The 21,904-nt window shown below is 73.6% G+C and carries 22 protein-coding genes; 10 read left to right on the forward strand and 12 right to left on the reverse strand.

Annotated elements, in window-relative coordinates; translation table 11 throughout:
• The first annotated feature begins 43 nt into the window (after positions 1-43).
• Positions 44-1,273: an MFS transporter gene (locus AC6I72_RS11025; protein ID WP_498000621.1), complete on the forward strand. Its 1,230-nt coding sequence runs from the start codon at positions 44-46 to the stop codon at positions 1,271-1,273.
• Positions 1,274-1,304: 31 nt separating this feature from the next.
• Here AC6I72_RS11025 and AC6I72_RS11030 read toward each other — a convergent pair whose 3' ends face one another.
• Complete coding sequence (locus AC6I72_RS11030) at positions 1,305-1,889, reverse strand: suppressor of fused domain protein (protein ID WP_498000622.1); 585 nt, start codon at positions 1,887-1,889, stop codon at positions 1,305-1,307.
• A gap of 469 nt (positions 1,890-2,358) precedes the next feature.
• Here AC6I72_RS11030 and AC6I72_RS11035 point away from each other — a divergent pair, with 469 nt between their 5' ends.
• Positions 2,359-3,474, forward strand: a complete 1,116-nt coding sequence (locus tag AC6I72_RS11035) for a magnesium and cobalt transport protein CorA (RefSeq protein WP_498000623.1) — start codon at positions 2,359-2,361, stop codon at positions 3,472-3,474.
• A gap of 41 nt (positions 3,475-3,515) precedes the next feature.
• Positions 3,516-4,028: a hypothetical protein gene (locus AC6I72_RS11040; protein WP_498000624.1), complete on the forward strand. Its 513-nt coding sequence runs from the start codon at positions 3,516-3,518 to the stop codon at positions 4,026-4,028.
• Between the two features lie 64 nt (positions 4,029-4,092).
• Here AC6I72_RS11040 and AC6I72_RS11045 read toward each other — a convergent pair whose 3' ends face one another.
• On the reverse strand, positions 4,093-4,866 hold the full coding sequence (locus tag AC6I72_RS11045) for a hypothetical protein (RefSeq protein WP_498000625.1): 774 nt from the start codon (positions 4,864-4,866) through the stop codon (positions 4,093-4,095).
• A 324-nt stretch (positions 4,867-5,190) separates the two neighbouring features.
• Between AC6I72_RS11045 and AC6I72_RS11050 the strand changes: the two genes are divergently transcribed.
• From AC6I72_RS11050 to AC6I72_RS11060, 3 genes are read left to right on the forward strand one after another with little or no spacing between them, the layout of a single operon-like run.
• Positions 5,191-6,507: a magnesium transporter MgtE N-terminal domain-containing protein gene (locus tag AC6I72_RS11050; protein ID WP_498000626.1), complete on the forward strand. Its 1,317-nt coding sequence runs from the start codon at positions 5,191-5,193 to the stop codon at positions 6,505-6,507.
• Positions 6,494-7,087 carry a DUF1003 domain-containing protein gene (locus AC6I72_RS11055; protein WP_498000627.1) on the forward strand — a complete coding sequence of 198 codons (594 nt, stop codon included), beginning with the start codon at positions 6,494-6,496 and terminating at the stop codon, positions 7,085-7,087. The genes AC6I72_RS11050 and AC6I72_RS11055 overlap by 14 nt, the downstream gene beginning before the upstream one ends.
• 43 nt (positions 7,088-7,130) lie before the next feature.
• Positions 7,131-8,264, forward strand: coding sequence for an Mrp/NBP35 family ATP-binding protein (locus AC6I72_RS11060; protein ID WP_498000628.1), 1,134 nt, complete (start codon positions 7,131-7,133; stop codon positions 8,262-8,264).
• A gap of 100 nt (positions 8,265-8,364) precedes the next feature.
• Here AC6I72_RS11060 and AC6I72_RS11065 read toward each other — a convergent pair whose 3' ends face one another.
• The 5 genes from AC6I72_RS11065 to sigE all read right to left on the reverse strand — a co-directional run bounded on the left by AC6I72_RS11065 (position 8,365) and on the right by sigE (position 14,101).
• Positions 8,365-9,036, reverse strand: a complete 672-nt coding sequence (locus tag AC6I72_RS11065) for a hypothetical protein (protein WP_037852101.1) — start codon at positions 9,034-9,036, stop codon at positions 8,365-8,367.
• A 166-nt stretch (positions 9,037-9,202) separates the two neighbouring features.
• The gene (locus tag AC6I72_RS11070; RefSeq protein WP_498000629.1) at positions 9,203-9,679 is read right to left on the reverse strand and encodes a sec-independent translocase; all 477 of its coding nucleotides are present in this window, start codon (positions 9,677-9,679) and stop codon (positions 9,203-9,205) included.
• Between the two features lie 303 nt (positions 9,680-9,982).
• On the reverse strand, positions 9,983-12,250 hold the full coding sequence (locus AC6I72_RS11075) for a S1C family serine protease (protein ID WP_498000630.1): 2,268 nt from the start codon (positions 12,248-12,250) through the stop codon (positions 9,983-9,985).
• Positions 12,251-12,389: 139 nt separating this feature from the next.
• On the reverse strand, positions 12,390-13,400 hold the full coding sequence (locus tag AC6I72_RS11080) for an anti-sigma factor family protein (RefSeq protein WP_498000631.1): 1,011 nt from the start codon (positions 13,398-13,400) through the stop codon (positions 12,390-12,392).
• Positions 13,397-14,101, reverse strand: coding sequence for an RNA polymerase sigma factor SigE (gene sigE / locus AC6I72_RS11085; protein ID WP_078883779.1), 705 nt, complete (start codon positions 14,099-14,101; stop codon positions 13,397-13,399). The genes AC6I72_RS11080 and sigE overlap by 4 nt, the downstream gene beginning before the upstream one ends.
• A 248-nt stretch (positions 14,102-14,349) precedes the next feature.
• Here sigE and AC6I72_RS11090 point away from each other — a divergent pair, with 248 nt between their 5' ends.
• Positions 14,350-15,045 (forward strand): O-methyltransferase, encoded by a 696-nt coding sequence (locus AC6I72_RS11090; RefSeq protein ID WP_498004647.1) that lies wholly within the window; start codon positions 14,350-14,352, stop codon positions 15,043-15,045.
• A 217-nt stretch (positions 15,046-15,262) separates the two neighbouring features.
• Here AC6I72_RS11090 and AC6I72_RS11095 read toward each other — a convergent pair whose 3' ends face one another.
• A complete protein-coding gene (locus AC6I72_RS11095) occupies positions 15,263-15,430 on the reverse strand; it encodes a DUF3117 domain-containing protein (protein ID WP_003966491.1) in 168 nt (55 codons plus the stop codon).
• Between the two features lie 395 nt (positions 15,431-15,825).
• Here AC6I72_RS11095 and chcB point away from each other — a divergent pair, with 395 nt between their 5' ends.
• A complete protein-coding gene (chcB, locus tag AC6I72_RS11100) occupies positions 15,826-16,629 on the forward strand; it encodes a 2-cyclohexenylcarbonyl CoA isomerase (RefSeq protein WP_498000632.1) in 804 nt (267 codons plus the stop codon).
• A gap of 35 nt (positions 16,630-16,664) precedes the next feature.
• Here the strand turns inward: chcB and AC6I72_RS11105 are convergent, their stop codons facing one another.
• Both AC6I72_RS11105 and AC6I72_RS11110 read right to left on the reverse strand, forming a co-directional pair.
• Entirely contained in the window at positions 16,665-17,261 is a 597-nt protein-coding gene (locus tag AC6I72_RS11105; protein WP_498004648.1) for a DNA-3-methyladenine glycosylase I, read from the reverse strand.
• A gap of 41 nt (positions 17,262-17,302) precedes the next feature.
• Positions 17,303-17,665, reverse strand: coding sequence for a DivIVA domain-containing protein (locus tag AC6I72_RS11110; RefSeq protein ID WP_498000633.1), 363 nt, complete (start codon positions 17,663-17,665; stop codon positions 17,303-17,305).
• A gap of 125 nt (positions 17,666-17,790) precedes the next feature.
• Between AC6I72_RS11110 and folP the strand changes: the two genes are divergently transcribed.
• Positions 17,791-18,651, forward strand: coding sequence for a dihydropteroate synthase (folP, locus tag AC6I72_RS11115; RefSeq protein WP_366726036.1), 861 nt, complete (start codon positions 17,791-17,793; stop codon positions 18,649-18,651).
• A gap of 151 nt (positions 18,652-18,802) precedes the next feature.
• On the opposite strand, the gene AC6I72_RS11120 is transcribed toward folP, so the two are convergent.
• Positions 18,803-19,561, reverse strand: coding sequence for an LOG family protein (locus AC6I72_RS11120; RefSeq protein ID WP_498000634.1), 759 nt, complete (start codon positions 19,559-19,561; stop codon positions 18,803-18,805).
• A gap of 95 nt (positions 19,562-19,656) precedes the next feature.
• A complete protein-coding gene (gene dapE, locus AC6I72_RS11125; RefSeq protein ID WP_498000635.1) occupies positions 19,657-20,736 on the reverse strand; it encodes a succinyl-diaminopimelate desuccinylase in 1,080 nt (359 codons plus the stop codon).
• Positions 20,737-20,920: 184 nt separating this feature from the next.
• Between dapE and AC6I72_RS11130 the strand changes: the two genes are divergently transcribed.
• The gene (locus AC6I72_RS11130) at positions 20,921-21,898 is read left to right on the forward strand and encodes a heavy metal transporter (RefSeq protein WP_498000636.1); all 978 of its coding nucleotides are present in this window, start codon (positions 20,921-20,923) and stop codon (positions 21,896-21,898) included.
• Positions 21,899-21,904: the final 6 nt, after the last annotated feature.

Genomic DNA, 21,904 nt, shown 5'->3' on the forward strand with positions numbered 1-21,904 from the left:
CCCCCCCACCGTCCCCCTCCCTCCAGCCCGGATTGGAGCACTCATGGCCGCGGACCCCTTCGACGCGGGTGCCGGCAGCATCCTGCGGCAGCCGAAGGCAGTCTGGGCGACGGCCGGCGCGTCCGTCGTCGCCTTCATGGGCATCGGTCTGGTCGACCCGATCCTGCCCTCCATCGCCAAGGGCCTGGACGCCACCGCCAGCCAGGTCTCCCTGCTGTTCACCTCGTACTTCCTGATCACCGCCGTGGCGATGCTGGTGACCGGCTTCGTCTCCAGCCGCATCGGCGGCCGCAAGACCCTGCTGCTCGGCCTCGCCTTCGTCGTGGTCTTCGCCGGGCTCGCCGGCACCTCCGGCTCGGTCGGCCAGCTGGTCGGCTACCGGGCCGGCTGGGGCCTGGGCAACGCGCTCTTCGTCTCCACCGCGCTCGCGGTCATCGTCGGCGCGGCGGCGGGCGGCAGCGCGGCGGCCATCCTGCTCTACGAGTCCGCGCTCGGCCTCGGCATGGCGTGCGGCCCGCTGGTGGGCGCCCTGCTGGGCAACGCCAGCTGGCGCTACCCGTTCTTCGGCACCGCGTGCCTCATGGCCGTCGGCTTCCTGTGCATCACGGCCTTCCTCAAGGAGCAGCCCAAGCCGGCCCGCAAGACCTCGCTGCTCGACCCGGTCAAGGCGCTCGGCCACGGCGGCCTCGCCTCGGCGGCGGTCTCGGCGTTCTTCTACAACTACACGTTCTTCACCGTGCTGGCCTTCACGCCGTTCGTGCTGGACATGACGCCGTACAAGTCGGGCGCGGTGTTCTTCGCCTGGGGCCTGCTGCTCGCGGTCTTCTCGGTGCTGGTGGCCCCGCGCATGCAGGCGCGGTTCGGGTCGCTGAAGGTGCTCGGCGGCTCCCTGGTGCTGCTCGCCGCCGACGTCGTCGTCCTCGGCTACGGCAGCCACACCACGGCGATCGTCTGCACCGTCCTGTCCGGCGCGTTCATCGGCGTGAACAACACCGTCTACACCGAGCTGGCGCTCGGCGTCTCGGACGCGCCGCGCCCGGTGGCGAGCGCGGGCTACAACTTCGTCCGCTGGTTCGCCGCCGCGGCGGCTCCGTACCTGGCACCGAAGATCGAGGAGTGGACCGACATCCACGTCCCGTTCGTGGTCGCCGGCGCCACCGCCGTGGTGGGCGCGCTGGTGGTCCTGGTGCGGCGCCGGGCCCTCGCCCACGAGGCGGAGGAGCTGGAACCGCGCCACGCGACGGAGGACGGGGTCACGGTTTTCGCCAACTGACGCACTCCACCCGGCTCTTGGGTGAGTTCGGTCACTCCAGCGGGGCGGACCGGCGGGCAGGGTCCCGCAGGTCCGTCCCGCTGCTCAGCCAGCGCTCCTGGAGGGCCTGCGCGCCGTGCACCCGCTTCCAGGCGGCCTCGTTCGGCGTCATCGGCAGCAGCGGCAGGAACCGTACGGGATCGAGCGGCGCGCCGAGTTCCAGGTCCTCCACCAGGCCGCCCGGCTCGGCCACCAGGACCGAGGTGAAGGGCGCACCCGGCCACAGCGCGTCCCCCACGTCGAGGGAGGCGCCGGGGGCCACGACCACGCCCTCGACCTGCGGGGACGCGCCGAGCACGGCGAGCGGGCGGAGCACCTTGTCGGTGTCGGCGAGCCCGGCCCGCACACTCAGCACCAGTTCGGCGCGCGGTCCTTCGACCGGGTCGGCGAGCATCGCCGTGGGATCCGCCATGGGGTGGGCCGACATGCCGAGGGTGGCGTACCGGACGATGTCACCCTCCAGGAAGCGCAGCACCTCGATACGGTCCGTGCCGAGGAAGGTGACCGCCGCGCGCGCGTCCGGCTCGCCCAGCGCGGAGCGCAACCGGGCCTCGACCAGAGGAAGAACATCTGCCATGCCGCGAGCATAGAACTCGTCAGTACCCGGCAAAGCGGCACCTTGACACGTCGGCCGACTGATACTCTTGCCCGTGGTTCGGGGCAGCACGCAGAGCGTCGCCATCAGGCTCCGGACACCGATGGGACTCCCTTACGAGGGACCGGCCGGAGGAGGTGGGGCTGTCATGGATCGAAGTCGACCGTGCAGTAGCACCCGCTCTTCCCGCCGCTGATGTAGCTGTTCCGGCTCCGGCTGACCCGCCACCTCTCGCCTTCGTGCCCCCGCGCGTCGTACGGAAGAGCACTTCGTTTCGTTTGCCTGATCGCCCGATCTGACCGATCGAATCAGTGACGAGGCCCGTCACCGCGTCGGTGCGGTGCTCCCCGCTTTGTGGACGTGCGAAACATCCGCACACCGGACGTCCTCATTCCGGGCAGTTCCGACCGTCGTCGGCGCTCTTCGTCGCTCGTCACGAAGGAGCCCCGCCATGTCGATGATCCGTGACCTGCGTGCCGTGGTCCGTCCGTCCCGCCCCACGCAGCGCAAGGACAGCGGCACGTACGACACCACCCGCGACCCGGCCACCCCCTCGGCCGTCGTCGACTGCGCCGTCTACCGCGACGGCGCCCGTCTGGAGACCCCCGCACCGCTCACCCCGCAGGAGGCGATGCGCCAGGTGCGGCGCGACGGGGGCTTCGTGTGGATCGGGCTGCACGAGCCGACCGAGTCCGAATTCGCGGGCATCGCCTCGGAGTTCGGCCTGCACCCCCTCGCCGTCGAGGACGCCGTCCAGGCCCACCAGCGGCCCAAGCTGGAGCGCTACGACGACTCCCTGTTCACCGTCTTCAAGACCATCCACTACGTCGACCACGACCAGCTCACCGCCAACAGCGAGGTGGTCGAGACCGGCGAGGTGATGTGCTTCACCGGGCGGGACTTCTTCATCACCGTCCGGCACGGCGGACAGGGCTCGCTGCGGGCCCTGCGCCACCGGCTCCAGGACGACCCCGAGCTGCTGGCCAGGGGCCCCTCGGCGGTGCTGCACGCCATCGCCGACCACGTCGTCGACGGCTACATCGCGGTCGCCTCCGCCCTCCAGGACGACGTGGACGAGGTCGAGACCGAGGTGTTCTCGCCGGGCCGCGGCCGCACCCCGCGCGGCACCGACGCCGGACGGATCTACCAGCTCAAGCGCGAGGTCATGGAGTTCAAGCGCGCGGTGTCGCCGCTGCTGCGGCCCATGCAGCTGCTGAGCGAGCGGCCGATGCGGCTGATCGACCCGGACATCCAGAAGTACTTCCGGGACGTCGCCGACCACCTGGCCCGCGTCCAGGAGCAGGTCATCGGCTTCGACGAACTGCTCAACTCCATCCTCCAGGCCAACCTCGCCCAGGCGTCCGTCGCCCAGAACGAGGACATGCGCAAGATCACCGCGTGGGCCGCGATCATCGCCGTACCGACGATGGTCTGCGGGGTCTACGGCATGAACTTCAAGTACATGCCCGAGACGCACTGGAAGTACGGCTACCCGGTGGTCATGGCCGTCACCGCCGCGATCTGTCTCGGCATCCACCGCACCCTCAAGCGCAACGGCTGGCTGTGACCGCCGGCACCGCGCCGGGCGCGCCTGGCTACCCTGCTCCCATGACTGGTGCGTTCCTCGACCGGGCCCTCGTCGAGGAGGCCACGAAGAAGTCCGGCCTCATCTGGGTCGAGGGCCCTGGTGGCCCGGCCCGCGCGCTGTGGCACGTCTGGCACGAGGGCGCGGCGTGCCTGGTCGGTGACGGCCCCGGCGAGCAGCCGCTGCCGCACCTGACCGACGGGGCCACCGCCGAGGTCACCGTGCGCAGCAAGGACAAGGGCGGCCGGCTGGTCACCTGGACGGCGCGGACCGTGGAGCTGGCGCCTCGGTCGCCGGCGTGGCAGGAGACGGTGGCCGAGCTGAAGGGCAAGCGCCTGAACGCGCCCGACGGCGAGGCCATGACCGGACGGTGGGCCCGCGAGTGCCGGGTGCTGCGCCTGGAGCCGACGGGGACGGTCGGACCGCTGCCCGACGGCTCGCTGGCCCAGCCGCCGCTGCCCACCCCGGCGACCACCCGGCAGCCCGCCCCTGCGGGGCTGCCCCGGCTGCTGCTGAAGAAGCGGCGGCGGAAGTGACCGCACCCGGCGGGGGAGACCGCCCGTGGTGTCCCCGGTACGCCAAAGCGTCCGGGGGCGCCGGTCAGGACGCCGGCAGTTGCCGGCCGTAGTCGACCGTCTCGTCCGCGTCCGGCTCGCTCAGCGGGAAGTCCTTGCCCCACTCGGAGAAGCTGAGCGTGCCCGCGTCCCCGGCGCGGGCGAGCCGCAGCGGGTAGGGGGTGCCTTCCAGGGAGACGTCCAGGGTGCCGCCGGTGCCCTTGCCGCCGGTGACGCGGATGGTGCGCACCCCGGACTGCTCGTGGTGACCGTCCGTCGCCAGCGCGCCGTGCAGTGTCAGCAGGCTCTCCAGGAGCACCTGCTTGTCCGTGAAGCCGCTGAACCGCTGGTAGGCGGGGTCTCCCTGCGGCACCTTCACGTACTTGCCGTCGAGCTTGTCCCCCGCGCCGCCGTCCGCGCCGCTCTTCCCGCTCCCCGCGTCCTTGCCGTCGGCGTTGTTCCAGAACTGGGCGTCCGCCTTCAGGTACAGCTGCCTGCCCACCCGCAGCAGCCCGAACGTCACCCCCTGCGAGGTGACCGAGCCGGTGCCGCCGCCGGACTTCAGCCGCATGTCGAGCCGGTAGGTACGGCCGTTGCTGACCACGTTCCCCGACAGGTGCACGGCACCGGCGGACCCCGCGGCGGCCGCGGCCCTGGCCTGGATCCGGTCGGCCGGGAGCTTGCCCACGCCGTTGGTGCCCGCGTCGGGATCGTCCGCCGAGCACCCCGTCAGGCCCGTGCCCGTGACGACCGCCAGTGCGCACAGCGCGCTCGCCAGCACGGCACGGCGGGTACGGCGGGACGGGGGGATCGCAGTCACGGGCGGCACTGCCTTTCTGCTCGCGTTCGGCGGGTGCTGGTCAGCGGCGGTGCTGCGGCGCGTACGCGGGGTGCACGGCACGCAGACGGCGCGACGGGAGGGGCCCGGGGGCCCTGTCGGCGTACGGCAGCGTACCGGGGGCGGCACCGCCCGGCGGAGCCAGTCCGTCCGCACCGCTCACCAGGGCGGATCCGAACGGGACGGACTAGCCTGAAGCCCACTTGAGCGGGCAGGGGGGAACGGACGCCCCGGGAAGGCGCCGCATCCCGGACGCCCGGACAGCACGAGCACATACGTCACAGAGCACGCAAAGGAGGCGCGGTCATGGCAGCGGGCGCTCCCCGGATCTTCGTCTCGCACCTCGCCGGTGTCGCCGTCTTCGACCCGACGGGCGACCAGGTGGGGCGGGTGCGTGATCTGGTCGTCATGCTGCGCGTCCGGCGCCGGCCGCCCCGCCTGCTCGGCCTGGTCGTCGAACTGTCCACCCGGCGCCGCATCTTCCTGCCGATGACCCGGGTCACGAGCATCGAGTCGGGCCAGGTCATCACCACCGGGGTGCTCAACGTGCGGCGGTTCGAGCAGCGGCCCACCGAACGGCTGGTCTTCGGCGAGCTGCTGGACCGGCGGGTCACGCTCGTGGAGAGCGACGAGGAGGCGACGGTGCTGGACGTGTCGGTGCACCAGCTGCCGGCGCGCCGGGACTGGGAGGTCGACCGCGTCTTCGTCAGGAAGGGGCGCAGGGCCGGCGCCTTCCGCCGCAGCAAGGGCGAGACGCTGACCGTGGAGTGGTCGGCCGTCACCGGTTTCTCGCTGGAGGAGCACGGGCAGGGCGCGGAGAGCCTGCTCGCCACCTTCGAACAGCTGCGCCCCGCCGACCTCGCCAACGTGCTGCACCACCTGTCGCCCAAGCGGCGCGCGGAGGTCGCCGCCGCCCTGGACGACGACCGGCTCGCGGACGTCCTCGAGGAACTCCCCGAGGACGACCAGATCGAGATCCTCGGCAAACTGAAGGGCGAGCGCGCGGCCGACGTGCTGGAGGCCATGGACCCCGACGACGCCGCCGACCTGCTCGCCGAGCTGCCCGAGGAGGAGCAGGAGCGGCTGCTGAGCCTGATGCAGCCCGCCGACGCGGCCGACATGCGCCGCCTGATGTCGTACGAGGAGCACACGGCGGGCGGGCTGATGACGACCGAGCCGATCGTCCTGCGCCCGGACGCCACCGTCGCCGACGCGCTCGCCCGGGTCCGCAACCGGGACCTGTCCCCCGCGCTCGCCGCGCAGGTCTACGTCTGCCGGCCGCCCGACGAGACCCCGACCGGCAAGTACCTGGGCACGGTCCACTTCCAGCGGCTGCTGCGCGACCCGCCCTACACGCTCGTCAGCTCGATCCTGGACGACGATCTGCAGCCGCTCGCGCCGGACGCCACGCTGCCGGTGGTCGCCGGGTTCTTCGCCACGTACGACATGGTCGCGGCGCCCGTCGTGGACGAGGCCGGCGCGCTGCTGGGCGCGGTCACCGTGGACGACGTCCTGGACCACATGCTGCCGGACGACTGGCGCGAGACGGAGTTCCACCTGGACGACGGGCCGGCCGGCACGGCGGGAGACGGACAGGGGGTGGGCGCGCATGGCGGAGCGTGAGAGCACGCGCGAGCGGCACCCGGCCGGGGCCACCGCCGCGGGCCGCCCCCGCACCGCCCGGCTGGACCAGCCGCGCCCGCTGCGGCGCCGGCTGCTGCCCGAGTGGGACCCGGAGGCCTTCGGCCGGCTGTCCGAGCGGATCGCGCGCTTCCTGGGCACCGGACGGTTCATCGTCTGGATGACGGTGGTGATCATCGTCTGGATCATCTGGAACGTGGCCGCCCCGCGCCACCTGCGCTTCGACGAGTACCCGTTCATCTTCCTGACCCTCGCGCTGTCCCTGCAGGCCTCCTACGCCGCCCCGCTGATCCTGCTGGCGCAGAACCGGCAGGACGACCGGGACCGGGTCAACCTGGAGCAGGACCGCAAGCAGAACGAGCGGTCGATCGCCGACACCGAGTACCTGACCCGGGAGATCGCCGCGCTGCGCATGGGCCTGGGCGAGGTGGCGACCCGCGACTGGATCCGCTCGGAGCTGCAGGACATGATGAAGGATCTGGAGGAGCGGTACGACGGCCACCGCGAACCTGCCGTATTCCCGGCAGAACGTCCGCCCCTACGTGACATGGACGACCGCTGACGGGGGTCCCGGGGCCGCCGCCGCGCGCCGTACCATCGTCCTTATGGCTACGGAAGACGCGGTGCGCGCAGCGCTGGCGACGGTTGACGACCCCGAGATCCACCGACCCATCACCGAGCTGGGCATGGTCAAATCGGTGGAGATCGGCGCGGACGGATCGGTCGCGGTCACCGTGTACCTGACGGTCTCCGGCTGCCCCATGCGCGAGACGATCACCCAGCGCGTGACCGACGCGGTCTCGCGGGTCGAGGGCGTCACCCGGGTCGACGTGTCGCTGGACGTGATGAGCGACGAGCAGCGCAAGGAGCTGGCCAGTGCCCTGCGCGGCGGCCAGGCCGAGCGCGAGGTCCCCTTCGCCAAGCCGGGCAACCTGACCCGGGTCTACGCCGTCGCCTCCGGCAAGGGCGGTGTCGGCAAGTCCTCGGTGACGGTGAACCTGGCGGCGGCGATGGCGGCCGACGGCCTGAAGGTGGGCGTGGTCGACGCCGACATCTACGGTCACAGCGTGCCGCGCATGCTGGGCGCGGACGGCCGTCCCACCCAGGTCGAGAACATGATCATGCCGCCGTCCGCGAACGGCGTGAAGGTCATCTCCATCGGCATGTTCACCCCGGGCAACGCGCCGGTGGTCTGGCGCGGCCCGATGCTGCACCGCGCGCTCCAGCAGTTCCTCGCGGACGTGTACTGGGGCGACCTGGACGTCCTGCTGCTCGACCTGCCGCCCGGCACCGGTGACATCGCCATCTCCGTGGCCCAGCTCGTGCCGAACGCGGAGATCCTGGTGGTGACGACGCCTCAGCAGGCGGCCGCCGAGGTCGCCGAACGGGCGGGCTCCATCGCCGTGCAGACCCACCAGAAGATCGTCGGCGTGGTCGAGAACATGTCCGGTCTGCCCTGCCCGCACTGCGGCGAGATGGTCGACGTGTTCGGCACGGGCGGCGGCCAGCTGGTCGCCGACGGCCTGACCCGCACCACCGGCGCCTCGGTCCCGGTCCTCGGCTCCATCCCGATCGACGTCCGGCTGCGCGAGGGCGGCGACGAGGGCAAGCCGGTCGTCCTGACCGACCCGGACTCCCCGGCCGGCGCGGCGCTGCGCGGGATCGCGGGCAAGCTCGGCGGACGGCAGCGGGGCCTGTCGGGGCTCTCGCTGGGGCTCACGCCGAAGAACAAGTTCTAGGCCCGGCCGCGAACGCCGGGCCCGGCCACGGCTGTCGTACGACGAGGAAGGGCGCCGTCCGCACGGACGGCGCCCTTCCTCGTCGCGGCCGGCGCGCGGGTCACGCGTAGGCGGTGATGTCCTCCACGACGGCGAAGCCCAGCCCGTACGCGCTCATCCCCCGCCCGTACGCCCCCACGTGCACCCCCTGCGAAGTCGATCCGGCTAGCACCCAGCCGAACTCGGACTCCCGGTAGTGGAAGGGGGTCGGGACGCCGTCCACCGGCAGCGAGAGCGTCGACCAGTCCGGGCCGGACAGGTCGTCGGCCAGCACCCACGCCGTCTCGGTCTGCTGCTCCAGCCAGTCGTCGCGCAGGGCGTGGTCCATCTGCATGGGCCAGGTGACGGACAGCAGCCCGACCCCCGCCAGCCAGGCCGCCGAGGAGACGGAGGTCGCCTCCAGGCGGCCCGTGCCGTCGGCGAGCTGCCGGACCGGGCTGGCCGCGACGGTGACGACGACCGTGAACTTCTCCCTGGGGTCGTCCGGGGAGCCGGACACGAACTCGTTGCGCACCGAGGGCTCGTCGCCGTGCCCGAGGGAACCGTGCTCCACATGGCCGTCGGCCGAGGTGCCGACCTGCATCAGCCGGCGCGGACCCGTGAAGGCCTCGTCCAGGCCGTACCACGGGAAGGGCGCCAGCAGGTAGCCGTCGACCGTGCGCCGGGCGGAGGAGAGCTGTTGTCCGCCCTCCTCGGCCGGTGCCTGCGCGACCGCCCTACTTGTCGTCTCCATGAACCCGGACGCCTCCTCGCTCTCGTCGGACCGGCGCGCCCGCCCCCCATCGGGCGTACTCGTCCGGTCCGCACAACAACTCGGCAGCATATCGACCCCGCCCCGGGGCGCAGGGAACGCGCCCCGGGGCGTGGCCCGGGCAGGCGGCGGGTTCCGGCCGTGTGGGTCAGGTGGCGTCGGCGTCGAACGGCGGGCGGTCGTCCCGCTCGGGGCTCTCGGGCTTCTTGGTCATGTCGACGCGGCCGCTCCCCGGTGCGGGGGAGGCCGGCGAGGAGGACGCGACGGACGAGGAGGAGGACGAGGCCGGCGCGGAGTCGGAGTCGTAGCTGCGCACGGCGTCCGTGACCTCGGCCATCTCCTTCTTCAGGTCGAAGCCGTTGCGGATCTCCTTCAGCCCCAGGTCGTCGTTGTCCAGCTGCTTGCGGATGAACGTCTTGGGGTTGAGGTCCTCGAACTCGAAGTCCTTGAACTCCGGGCCCAGCTCCTGGCGGATGTCCTGCTTGGCCGACTCCGAGAACTCACGGATCTTCCGGATCGTGCGCACCACGTCCTGGATGACCTTCGGGAGCTTGTCCGGACCGAACACGAGCACGCCCAGGACGATGAGCGTCGCCAGCTCGGGCAGTCCTATGTCGTTGAACACCTGAAGCTCCTTGCGATGTCCGTGGTCCTCGGCCCTCGGGCGGTCCGGTCTGTGCGGGTCTATCCGTGGTCCGGGCCGGATCCACGGTACCCGCCCCAGGTGTCCGACCGGTACCGTCCCGAGGTGTCGGAGTCCGTGTACACGACCAGTTTCCCGGCTTGTCCGCCTCGCGGAAGGTCCGCGCCGCGCCGGCGGGAGGTCCGGGGCGGCCTCGCGGAAGGCCCGGGGCGGGTGCGCGGAAGGTCCGGGGCGGGCGGGGACGCTCGTGTGCCGCGGGCGGGCGGGCCGCGAGCGGAGACCGCGTCAGCCGCTGTCCGAGGAGCCGAGCACCAGGGTGACCCGCCGTTTCTGGCCGCCGCGTTCGACGGTCAGGTCCAGGCGGTCGCCGGGGCGGTGGGCGCGGGTCCTGACGATCAGTTCCTCGCCCGAGTGGACGGGCACGCCGTCCACCGCGGTGATGACGTCGCCGGCCCTGATGCCCGCCTTGGCGCCCGGCCCGCCCGGAGTGACCGGGGACCCGCCGCCCTTCGCCTTGTCCCCGACCTTGGCGCCGTCCCCCGGGTAGGCCATGTCGAGGGTCACCCCGATCACCGGGTGACTGGCCCGGCCCGTGTTGATCAGCTCCTCCGCCACCCGCTTGGCCTGGTTGACCGGTATGGCGAAGCCGAGGCCGATGGAGCCCGCCTGGCCCGTCTGCACGTCCGACCCGGTGTCGGCGGAGCGGATGGCCGAGTTGATCCCCACGACCCGGCCGCGGGAGTCGAGGAGGGGGCCGCCGGAGTTGCCCGGGTTGATCGGCGCGTCGGTCTGGAGCGCGTCGACGTACGACAGGTCGCTGCCGTCGCCCTTCTCGCCGCCGGCCGTGATGGGCCGCTCCTTGGCGCTGATGATGCCGGAGGTGACGGTGTCGGCCAGGTCGAAGGGGGCGCCGATGGCGACGACCGGGTCGCCCACCCGCACGTTGTCGGAGTTGCCCAGCGGCATCGGGGTCAGCCCGCGCACGCCGCGGACCTGCACGACGGCGAGGTCGTAGCCGGTGTCGCGGCCGACGATCGTGCCCCGGGCGGTCTGGCCGCCGTTGAAGGTCACCGATATGTCGCCGCCGGAGGCGGCGGGGCCGACGACGTGGTTGTTGGTGAGGATGTGGCCGAGGCGGTCGAGGACGAAGCCGGTGCCGGTGTCCTGCTCGCCGGAACCGGACACGTGCAGGGTCACGACGCTGGGCAGGGCGCGGGCGGCGATCCCGGCCACGCTGTCCGGGGCGCGGCCGGCCGGCTCCTTGCCGGCCTGCGGCAGCTCCACGGTCCCGAAGCCGCCGTTGCGTTCGAGGTACGCCCCCGCCACCCCGCCGGCCACCCCGGCCACCCCGGCCACCAGCGCCAGCAGCACGGCCCCGCCCACGAGGGACCGCCGCACCCGCCCGCGCCGCCGCTCCCCGCTCACGGCCCCGGCCCCGCTCTCCAGCAACGGCCCGGCCGCCGGCCGTACCGCCCAGGGGTCGTAGCGCTGCCACGGATCGACGGCGCCGGCGAGGCCGGCGGCCTCCTGCGGCGCGGGAGCACCGGCCCCGGAGGGCGCCGCGGCGGGGTCGGCCCCACCGGGCGGCGCTGTCGCCGGGGCGGGCGGAGGCGGCACGTCGGCCGGGGCGATGCCCTGGGGCAGTACGTCGGCTGGGACGGCGGGATCGGGCAGGACGGCGGCATACGCGGCGGGCGCGGGGACGGCCGGGGGCACGGGTCCGGGAGCAGGTACAGGCGCTCCTGCGGGCGGGGGCGGTGTCAGCGCGGCCGGGTGCTGCACCGGCGGTGCGGGGGCCCACGGGCCCGGTTCCCCGTAGGGCGGGGTGCTGTAGGGATCGGGGTCGTGCAGCGGCCTGGGGCGCTGAGCGGCGGGCCCGGCCGGCCCGGGCGCCCCGGGCACTGCGAACGGCCCGGACGCCGCCGGCGGCTCAGGCACCGTCGATGACCCGGGTGCCGACAACTCGTCGAGCGTCGCCGACGACCCGGGCGCCGCCGGTGCACCGGGCACCGCCGGCCCGTCGAACACCGTCGGCTTGTCGAGCGGCACCGGCGGCTCAGGCACCGACGACGACCCGGGCGCCGCCGGTGCACCGGGCGCCGTCGGCCCGTCGAGCACCTCCGGCTTGTCGAGGGCCCCCGACGGCTCAGGCACCGCCAACGAGCCGGGCGCCGCCAGTGCGCCGGGCGCCGCCAACTCGTCGAGCGCCCCCGACGACCCGGGCGCCGTCGGCCCGTCCGGCGTCGGTGCTGGGCCGGGCGGGGCGGGCTCCTCGGACGGCACCGGCGTGCCAGGTGTCGCCGGGAGGATGTCCCGTTGTGGCGTCGCGGGACGTTCCAGTTCGTAGTCGCCCTCGTGGTGCACGGGGGCGACGGCGGGCGCCGTCGGTTCCGGGGCGGGGACGGCCGCGGGCGGGGCCGCCGACGTCGCCGCCGGAACCTCCGGGGTGCCCTGGGCGTCCTGGCCCTCCGAGGCGTCAGGGGCGCCCGGGGCCTGCCGGGGGCGGCTCCACCAGTTCGGGCGGGTGGACTTCTGGGGCTTCCCCTCGTTCATGCTCTCCCCAAGGTGCCCGCCACGGCTCGTCGGCGGTGGCCGTGCTTCGTCGACTGCGCGCCCGGACGGGTGTCATGGGCGCGACCACCTGGATTCAACCAGGTTCCCCGGCCACCGCGCAGGAGCCTGCCGCCGTCGGTCAGGGCGCCAGGTGCGAGGTGGCGGGGGACGGCGGACGGGGTGTCGGTCCGGGCGCCGGTGCGGTGAGCAGGCCGGGCGCGGTGAGCTGCGGGTCGGCGGACCACCCGGTCAGGGCGATCGGCGGCCGGGCACTGAGCGGGCGTATCAGCGGGGACAGGATCGCGGCCCCCGCGCTCATCGGCGCCGCCAGCGTGTGCACCGCGTCCGTCACCGGTGCCGCGGCGGCGGCCGGGGCCGGCACGCCGGGCAGCAGGGGCGCGGACAGCGACGTCGGCGCGTAAGGGGCCGTGCCGGTCGACCGCTGCACCGGCAGCGGTCCGGTGGGCGACTGGCGGCGCCGAGAGACCTCGGCCGTTCCCGCCGCCGCGCCCGCCGGACGCGCCGGGGTCACATTGCTGCCCGTGCCGGAGCCGCCGCGGGCCTCCGCGGTCGTGTCGCCCGCCGCGCCGGTGGTGACGCCGCCGAGGGCGACCGCGGCCAGCGACACCGCGCCGGCCGCGACGAACGCGAAGCGCAGCCCGCGCGAGGCCGGCCGCTCACCGTCGGGGCGGCCCACCGGGTGGATCCGGAAGCCTTCCGGCCGCTCCGGCTCCGGTTCGGACGCGTACGGTCCGGCCGCGGCGTACTCGAAGGGGAACCGCTCGCCGCGCCGCACGCCGAACGTCCCGGAGTCCCCGGAGCCCTGCGTGCGCCCGGGGAACCCGGGAAGCCTGCCGGGAAAGCCTCCCGCGCCCAGCGGCGAACCGCTGTCGCCGTCGCCGCCCGGCAGCCCCTGCAGGCGGGCCAGGAAGCTCTCGGAGGGCGGCGGGGGGGCCGTCTCGGCGAAGACGTTCTTCAGGCGGCGCTGCGCGTCGACCTCCGCCTTGCACTTCGCGCAGGTGGCCACGTGCGCCAGGACGCGCTCACGCGTCTCATGACCCAGCTCTCCGTCGACCAGGGCGGAGAGTCGGTCTCCCAGATGCTGTTCCGCGAGGCCCCTCACGGCGGGGTCGGGTCGGGATCCACTCACGCGGTCGCGCCCCCTCCTCCCAGCGCGGCGACGCGGGGCACGAAGCGGCGCCGCTCGGCCTGCCGGGCCTCGGGCGAACGGTGCGCCAGGGCCTTGCGCAGCTGCGAACGGCCGCGGTGGATGCGTGAGCGCACCGTGCCGAGCTTGACGCCCAGAGTGGCGGCGATCTCCTCGTAGGAGAGTCCCTCGATGTCGCACAGGACGACCGCGGCGCGGAACTCGGGCGCCAGGGTGTCCAGGGCCTGCTGGACGTCCGCGTCGAAGTGCGCGTCGTTGAAGAGCTGCTGCGGGGTGGGCTCCTTGCTGGCCAGCCGCTCGGCCGCGTCGTCGCCGAGCGCGTCGAAGCGGATGCGCTGCTTGCGGCGGACCATGTCCAGGAACAGGTTGGTCGTGATGCGGTGCAGCCAGCCCTCGAAGGTGCCGGGCGTGTAGGTCGACAGGGAGCGGAAGACGCGGACGAAGACCTCCTGGGTGAGGTCCTCGGCGTCGTGCTGGTTACCGGTGAGGCGGTAGGCCAGGCGGTAGACGCGGCCGCTGTGGGTGCTGACGATCTCCTCCCAGGTGGGCGGAGTCCACGCCTGCCCGTCCGCGTCGCTGGAGAAGGTCGCGGTCTGGGCGGGGCCCTCGGCGTGGGTCGGGTCAGCAGCGGTGTCGTTCACGGATTTCGGCCTGCTCGCCGATCCGAGAAAGCGCCGCAGCACTCCTCCCCGATCCACGGGCGCGGCCGCACCTCCCCTGTCGGCTCTGGTGGTGTCCAGTGGAGCCCCTACCATAGCCACCTCGCCCGTTAGCTCCGGATAAGCGGTTTTACTTGAATTTGACACGCCCTGCCACGCCTCATCCGGCTGCGTCAGCACTTGCTCGTCGTCCCGATCCATCCCATACCCCCCGTCCTGCCTCCGGTCGCCTCGCCGGGCTCTCCCCCACCCCTTCAAACGCCCGGTCCCATCTGCGGGTTCCCGGCCCCAACGGATACAGTCACGCCGAGGCATCCACGGGACAGGAGAGGGTCATTACCGGCAACCGGCAGACGAGCTGGGCGTTCGCCGACGCCTATGTCGCCGAGGACGACGCACTGCGCTGGGCCCGGGACCGGGCCGGCGAGGCAGGGCTGCGTCCGGTGTCCCCCGCCGCGGGCGCGGCGCTGCGGTTGCTCGCCGCCACCGTGGACGCGAAGGCGGTCGCGGAGATCGGGACCGGCACCGGCGTCTCCGGCATCCACCTCCTGCACGGCATGCGCCCGGACGGGGTGCTGACCACCGTCGACCCCGAGCCGGAGCACCAGCAGTTCGCCCGGCAGGCGTTCAGGGCCGCCGGCTTCGCCAGCAACCGCTCCCGCTTCATCCCCGGCCGCGCGCTGGAGGTCCTGCCGCGCCTCGCGGACGCCGGGTACGACCTGGTGTTCTGCGACGGCGACCGGCAGGAGTTCCCGGACTATCTCGGGGAATCGCTGCGTCTGCTGAGGCCGGGTGGCCTGGTCGTCTTCGAAGGCGTCTTCGCGCACGGCCGCACGGTCGACTCCGGACCGCAGCCCGCGGAGGTCGTGCGGCTGCGGGAACTGCTGCGCACGGTGCGCGAGAGCCCCGAGCTGGTGCCCTCGCTGCTCCCGGTGGGCGACGGCCTGCTGTGCGCGGTCAAGCGCTGAACCGCCGCGCCGCCTGCGCCGTCCCGTGTGCCGCGCCGCCCCGCGCGGTGCGCCGTCGCGAGCACTGAACTGCAAAGACCGCCGGGCGCGAAGCGCTGGGCGCAGGGCGCGGGAAGAGGCCGCGGGCGGCCCGGAATGTTGGGCGGGGCCCGGAAAACAGTGACCCCGGCACCGCTCACGGTGCCGGGGTCACTGAAAGGGTATGGTCGCTTCCGCGTCAGCCGACGACCTTCTTGAGGGCGTCGCCGAGCGCGTCGGCCTCGTCCGGGGTCAGCTCGACGACGAGTCGACCGCCGCCTTCGAGCGGAACGCGCATGACGATGCCCCGCCCCTCCTTGGTCACCTCGAGCGGGCCATCACCCGTCCGCGGCTTCATGGCCGCCATGCTCGTTCCCCTTCCTGAAACCCAGCTCATCGTCAAAGCCGACGGCGCACCGAAAGGGCACACACGCGCGCGGTCCACCCGCAAAACGGCCCAGGACACGCGACACCGGCATCGAACACATTGCTTCCCAGCCATTATCCCGCATCTCAGGACCCGATGACCAACATCGGTAGGCATCGCTTGGGCAACGCGCGCGAGCAAAACCACTCAATTCGGGGATGTGACTGCGATACTGCGCACCCGCGACCGCACCTTCCGGCTCCCGGCCCGCCCGAATTCTTTGACGCAGGTCACACGCCCGCTCCGCACCCGGGCCGGTGATCTCCGTCATGCTGTCCCTCGGACACAGGACGTACCGGCCGGTACGCCGGAGCCGACAGCGGAGGGGATGCCCCATGGCCGACACCGTGCTCTACGAGGTGAGCGACGGGCTCGCGACGATCACGCTGAACCGCCCGGAGGCGATGAACGCGCTGAACATCGCGGCCAAGGTCGCGCTGCGGGACGCGGCCGAATCCGCGGCGGCCGACACCGCCGTACGGGCGGTGCTGCTGACCGCCGCCGGTGACCGGGCGTTCTGCGTGGGCCAGGACCTCAAGGAGCACATCGGGCTGCTGGCCGCCGACCGGGAGAGCGGGTCGGGGCAGACGATGAGTACCGTGCGGGAGCACTACAACCCGATCGTGCGGGCGCTGGCGGGTGCGGCCAAGCCCGTGGTCGCCGCGGTGAACGGGGTGGCCGCCGGGGCGGGCTTCGGCTTCGCGCTCGCCGCCGACCACCGGATCGTCGCCGACACCGCGTCCTTCAACACGTCCTTCGCGGGCGTCGCGCTCACCGCGGACTCGGGCATCTCCTGGACCCTGCCGCGGGTGGTCGGCGCCGGCCGCGCGACCGACCTGCTGCTCTTCCCGCGCACCGTGAGCGCCCAGGAGGCCCTGGAGCTGGGGATCGCCGACCGGGTGGTACCGGCGGCCGAGCTGCGCGCCGAGGCCGAGAGGACCGCGCGGAAGCTGGCCGCGGGCCCGACGCTGGCGTACGCGGCGCTCAAGGAGTCGGTGGCCTACGGTCTGACGCACTCCCTCCTGGAGACGCTGGACAAGGAGGACGAGCTGCAGACGCGGGCGGGACAGTCCGAGGACCACGCCATCGCCGTCCAGGCGTTCGTCGACAAGGAGAAGCCGAAGTACCTGGGCCGCTGACCCGCAGGTCGCGGCCGCGCCGCCCCTGAGCCGGGTCAGGGGCGGCGGCGTGCCACGCAGTCCGCGAGGTGGTCGTCGACCAGCCCGCACGCCTGCATCAGGGCGTACGCCGTGGTCGGGCCGACGAAGCGCAGGCCGCGCTTCTTGAGGGCCTTGGACAGGGCCGTGGACTGCTCGGTGACGGCGGGGACGTCCGCGAGGGTCCGCGGAGCCGTCCGGGTGGCCGGGTCGGGGGCGTGGGACCAGATGAGCTCGTCCAGCTCGCCCGGGGACCACGCGGCGAGCACGCGCGCGTTGGCGAGGGTGGCGTCGACCTTGGCGCGGTTGCGGATGATCCCGGTGTCGGCGAGCAGGCGGGCGCGGTCGGCGTCGGTGAACCGGGCCACCGCGGCGATCCGGAAACCGGCGAAGGCGGCCCGGAAGCCGGGGCGGCGGCGCAGGATCGTGATCCAGGACAGCCCCGACTGGAAGGCCTCCAGGCTGAGCCGTTCGTACAGGGCGTCGTCGCCGTGGACCGGGCGGCCCCACTCCTCGTCGTGGTAGGCCACGTACTCGGGCGCCGACAGCGCCCAGGGGCAGCGCCGGGCGCCGTCCGGGCCCGCGAGTGCCGTTCCGGCCGCCGTGTCGGTCACCGGGCTCTGGGCCGCCGCCTCCTTGGTCGCCGCTCCGTCCGTCACCGGTGGTCCTCCGTTCCCGGCAGGTCCGGCTTGGTCAGGCGTACCGGGGCCGCGGCGGAGCGGGCGCCGGCCAGCGCGGACTCCAGGCCGGCGATCCGGGCGTCGCGCTCGGCGAGTTCGGCGCCGAGCCGGCCGAGGGCGTCGTCCACGTCGGCCATGCGGTAGCCGCGGACGGCGAGCGGGAAGCGCAGGCTCTCCACGTCGGTGCGGTCCACCGGGCGGTCCGGCGGCAGCGGGTCGTGCAGCCGCTCGGGCGCCGCCTCGGGCAGCGGGCCGCTGCCCCCGCCGCCCACGACGGCGAGGGTCACCGCGGCGACGACGACCGCGAGCGCGACGACCAGGAACAAGAACATCACCATCGCTGAGGTCCCCACGGAGTTACGGAGTCTGTCGTATGTGTCAGGGTCCGATCGTGCCATGGGACGCTGACGGTTAGGGTCGCAGGCGGCCCAAGACCGGAACGTAGGAGAAGAGGTCACAGCGGATGCTCAGGCTGGGCAGGCGTGAATTCGGCGCCCACGAGCCGGTGATCATGGCGATCGTCAACCGGACCCCGGACTCCTTCTACGACCAGGGGGCGACGTTCCGCGACGAGCCCGCCCTCGCGCGGGTGGAGCAGGCGGTCGCCGAGGGGGCCGCGATCGTCGACATCGGCGGGGTGAAGGCCGGTCCCGGCGCGGAGGTGACGGCCGAGGAGGAGGCGCGGCGCACGGTCGGCTTCGTGGCCGAGGTGCGGCGGCGCTTCCCGGACGTCGTCATCAGCGTGGACACCTGGCGGGCGGACGTCGGCGAGGCGGTGTGCGAGGCCGGCGCGGATCTGCTGAACGACGCGTGGGGCGGTGTGGACCCGCGCCTCGCCGAGGTCGCCGCCCGGTACCGGGTGGGGCTGGTGTGCACGCACGCGGGCGGCGCCGAGCCGCGGACCCGGCCGCACCGGGTGACGTACGACGACGTCATGGCCGACATCCTGAAGGTCACCGTGGGGCTGGCCGAGCGGGCGGTGGCGCTCGGGGTGCCGCGGGAGTCGGTGCTGATCGATCCCGGGCACGACTTCGGGAAGAACACGCGGCACAGCCTGGAGGCGACGCGGCGGCTGGACGAGATGGTCGCCACGGGCTGGCCGGTGCTGGTGTCGCTGTCCAACAAGGACTTCGTGGGGGAGACGCTGGACCGGCCGGTGAAGGAGCGGGTGGTGGGGACGCTGGCGACGACCGCGGTGTCGGCGTGGCTGGGGGCCCAGGTGTACCGGGTGCACGAGGTCGCCGAGACGCGGCAGGTGGTGGACATGGTGGCGGCCATCGCGGGGCACCGGGCGCCTGCGGTGGCCCGGCGGGGACTGGCGTAGGGGGCTTCCGCCCCCGCCGCCCCTTCCCTTCCCGTCCCGGACCCGGCGCTCCGCCCCCGGGCCCCCGTGCGCGGCCGACCGCGCGGCGGGGGTTCCCGCGGCGGAGCCGCGGGCCGACGCGGCCCCGCGCCTCTTCGCCTCCGGGGCGCTTCTACTTGCCCGCTTCCTTCGACATCAGCGCCACCGCCTCCTCCACGTCGTCCGTGACGTGGAAGAGGGTCAGGTCGGCCTCGGCCGCCTTGCCCTGGGCGATGAGGGTGTGGGTCAGCCAGTCGACCAGGCCGCCCCAGTAGGCGGTGCCGAAGAGGACGATCGGGAAGCGGGTGACCTTCTGGGTCTGCACCAGGGTGAGCGCCTCGAAGAGTTCGTCGAGGGTGCCGAGGCCGCCGGGCAGGACCACGAAGCCCTGCGCGTACTTCACGAACATCATCTTGCGGACGAAGAAGTAACGGAAGTTGAGGCCGATGTCGACGTAGGGGTTCAGCCCCTGCTCGAAGGGCAGCTCGATACCCAGGCCGACCGAGATGCCCCCGGCCTCGCAGGCACCCTTGTTCGCCGCCTCCATCGCGCCCGGGCCGCCGCCCGTGATCACCGCGAAGCCCGCGTCGACCAGGCCCCGCCCGAGCCGCACCCCGGCCTCGTACTCCACGGAGTCCACCGGGGTGCGCGCCGAGCCGAACACGCTGATGGCAGGCGGGAGTTCGGCCAGCGTGCCGAAGCCCTCGATGAACTCCGACTGGATGCGCAGCACCCGCCAGGGGTCGGTGTGCACCCAGTCGGTGGGGGCGCGCTCGTCCAGCAGCCGCTGGTCCGTGGTGCTGGCCTGGACCTGTCCCCGGCGCCGGAGCACCGGTCCCAGGCGCTGCTCCTCCGGCGGCTGCTTCTTGCCCTCGGGGTTGCCTGTCGGCATGTGCGCTCCCTCCACGTGCGGTCGTTCCACCTCAGCGTAGGTCTCCGCGGGTTACCGGCGGGGGACCTCGGCCGGTCGGGTTCGTGGCCGCCGGGTCAGCCCGTCAGCCACGCCCGCAGGCGCTCCTCGCCCAGGAGGATCTTCTCCGTCTCCACCCGCTCGTCCCGCTTGTGCGCCAAGTGCGGGTTGCCGGGACCGTAGTTGACGGCGGGGACGCCGAGTGCCGAGAAGCGGGAGACGTCCGTCCAGCCGTACTTGGGCTGCGGGGTGCCGCCGACCGCCTCGATGAAGGCCGCGGCGGCCGGGTGGTCGAGGCCGGGCAGCGCGCCGCCGCTGTGGTCGTCGATCACGAACTCCTCGACGCCGCAGTCCGCGAAGACCTCGCGGACATGGGCGACCGCCTCCTCCTCGCTGCGGTCGGGCGCGTAGCGGAAGTTGACGGTGACGACGCACTCGTCGGGGATGACGTTGCCCGCAACTCCGCCGGAGATGCCGACCGCGTTGAGGCCCTCGCGGTACTCCAGGCCGTCGATGACGGGGTAGCGGGGCTGGTACTCGGCGAGCTTGCGCAGGATCGGCGCGGCGGCGTGGACGGCGTTGGCGCCCATCCAGCCGCGCGCGGAGTGGGCCCGCTCGCCCTTGGTCCTCAGCAGCACGCGCAGGGTGCCCTGGCAGCCGCCCTCGACCTGGCCGTCGGAGGGTTCGAGCAGGATCGCGAAGTCGCCCGCGAGCCAGTCCGGCCGGGCCTCGGCGACGTGCTTGAGGCCGTTCAGCTCGGCGGCGACCTCCTCGTTGTCGTAGAAGACGAACGTCAGGTCGCGGTTGGGGGCCGGGACGGTGGCGGCGATGCGCAACTGCACGGCCACGCCGGACTTCATGTCGCAGGTACCGCAGCCCCACAGGACCCCGTCGTCGTCCAGCCGGGACGGCACGTTGTCGGCGATGGGGACGGTGTCGATGTGGCCGGCCAGGATCACGCGCTGGTCGTGCCCGAGGTTCGTGCGGGCGACGACGTTGTTGCCCAGACGGTCGACCGTCAGGTGCGGCAGGGCGCGCAGCGCGGCCTCGATCGCGTCGGCCAGCGGCTTCTCGGTGCCGCTCTCCGAGGGGAAGTCGACGAGCTGCGCGGTCAGCCGCGCGGCGTCCAGCGTGAGGTCAAGCGGGGTATCGGCCATGCCGCCGACCCTAGGCCCTGCCCGGCGGATCGTGCCACCGGCGCCCGGCCTCCCCGCCGGGCCGGACCGCACCTCCGCGCACCTGCGGCGCTCGGACCGGACCGAGCGCCCGGACCGGCCCCGCGCCGCCGCGTCCCCGCCTACCGCGCGCTGCGGCGCGGTCACTCTCCAGTACCTTGTACGCGTGCCAGAGCCGTCCCCCACTCCGAAGCGTCGTGGCCGCCTCCTCAGAATCGGGGCGGCCCTCGTCGTCCTCCTCGCGGTCGCGGGTTATCTCACGGTGCAGTACCTGACCGGCGGGACGGGTCCCGGCTGCGAGGTCGTCTCCGCCGACCGGGACGGCGGGGCGTACGAGTTCACGCCGGAGCAGGCGGTGAACGCGGCGACGATCGCGGCCGTCGGCACCGGGCGCGGCATGCCCGAGCGGGCCGTGACGATCGCGCTGGCGACCGCCCTGCAGGAGTCGGGGCTGCGCAACGTCGACCACGGCGACCGGGACTCCCGCGGCCTGTTCCAGCAGCGGCCCTCGCAGGGCTGGGGGACGGCGAAGGAGATCATGGACCCGGCGTACGCGGCGGGGATGTTCTACGAGCACCTGACCAAGGTCCGCGACTACACCCGGCTGCCGCTGACGGTGGCCGCGCAGCGGGTGCAGCGCAGCGGTTTCCCGGAGGCGTACGCCCGGCACGAGCGGGACGCCACGCTGCTGTCCGCCGCGCTCACCGGGCGAGCCGCGGCCACGCTGACCTGCCAGGGCCGTCCGGGGATCAGCCCCGCGACCGGTCCGGCGGCGGTGCGGGCGGCTCTCGTACGGGACTTCGGGCGGGACGTGGTGCAGGAGGCCGGTGCGCAGGTGGGCGGCCGGGACGGTGCCGCGCCGCCGTCGGCCGCGCCGGGCGGCGGCGCGGACGAGCGGACGGTGACGCTGCCGGTGCGGGACGACACCGGCTCGCGCGGCGGGCGCAGCCTGGCGGAGCGCGGCTGGCAGCTGGCGCACTGGGCGGTGGCCAACGCCTCGGCGCTGCACATCGAGCGGGTGTCCTACGCCGGCCGGGAGTGGACCGCGGGGGTCACCGAGGGCGAGTGGCGGGCGGCCGACGGGAAGAACGCCGACGGGGCCGGCGCGGGGGCCGGCGCGGTCCGCATCACGACGGGGCACTAGTTCGGA

The organism is Streptomyces sp. Xyl84, from assembly GCF_059731885.1.

Bases quoted from the DNA above. Each gene is read 5' to 3' on its own strand.
- AC6I72_RS11025 (WP_498000621.1), top strand. From the start codon at position 44: ATGGCCGCGGACCCCTTCGACGCGGGTGCCGGCAGCATCCTGCGGCAG.
- AC6I72_RS11030 (WP_498000622.1), bottom strand. From the start codon at position 1,889: ATGGCAGATGTTCTTCCTCTGGTCGAGGCCCGGTTGCGCTCCGCGCTG.
- AC6I72_RS11035 (WP_498000623.1), top strand. From the start codon at position 2,359: ATGTCGATGATCCGTGACCTGCGTGCCGTGGTCCGTCCGTCCCGCCCC.
- AC6I72_RS11040 (WP_498000624.1), top strand. From the start codon at position 3,516: ATGACTGGTGCGTTCCTCGACCGGGCCCTCGTCGAGGAGGCCACGAAG.
- AC6I72_RS11050 (WP_498000626.1), top strand. From the start codon at position 5,191: ATGGCAGCGGGCGCTCCCCGGATCTTCGTCTCGCACCTCGCCGGTGTC.
- AC6I72_RS11055 (WP_498000627.1), top strand. From the start codon at position 6,494: ATGGCGGAGCGTGAGAGCACGCGCGAGCGGCACCCGGCCGGGGCCACC.
- AC6I72_RS11060 (WP_498000628.1), top strand. From the start codon at position 7,131: ATGGCTACGGAAGACGCGGTGCGCGCAGCGCTGGCGACGGTTGACGAC.
- AC6I72_RS11065 (WP_037852101.1), bottom strand. From the start codon at position 9,036: ATGGAGACGACAAGTAGGGCGGTCGCGCAGGCACCGGCCGAGGAGGGC.
- AC6I72_RS11075 (WP_498000630.1), bottom strand. From the start codon at position 12,250: ATGAACGAGGGGAAGCCCCAGAAGTCCACCCGCCCGAACTGGTGGAGC.
- AC6I72_RS11095 (WP_003966491.1), bottom strand. From the start codon at position 15,430: ATGGCGGCCATGAAGCCGCGGACGGGTGATGGCCCGCTCGAGGTGACC.
- chcB (WP_498000632.1), top strand. From the start codon at position 15,826: ATGGCCGACACCGTGCTCTACGAGGTGAGCGACGGGCTCGCGACGATC.
- AC6I72_RS11110 (WP_498000633.1), bottom strand. From the start codon at position 17,665: ATGGTGATGTTCTTGTTCCTGGTCGTCGCGCTCGCGGTCGTCGTCGCC.
- folP (WP_366726036.1), top strand. From the start codon at position 17,791: ATGCTCAGGCTGGGCAGGCGTGAATTCGGCGCCCACGAGCCGGTGATC.
- AC6I72_RS11120 (WP_498000634.1), bottom strand. From the start codon at position 19,561: ATGCCGACAGGCAACCCCGAGGGCAAGAAGCAGCCGCCGGAGGAGCAG.
- dapE (WP_498000635.1), bottom strand. From the start codon at position 20,736: ATGGCCGATACCCCGCTTGACCTCACGCTGGACGCCGCGCGGCTGACC.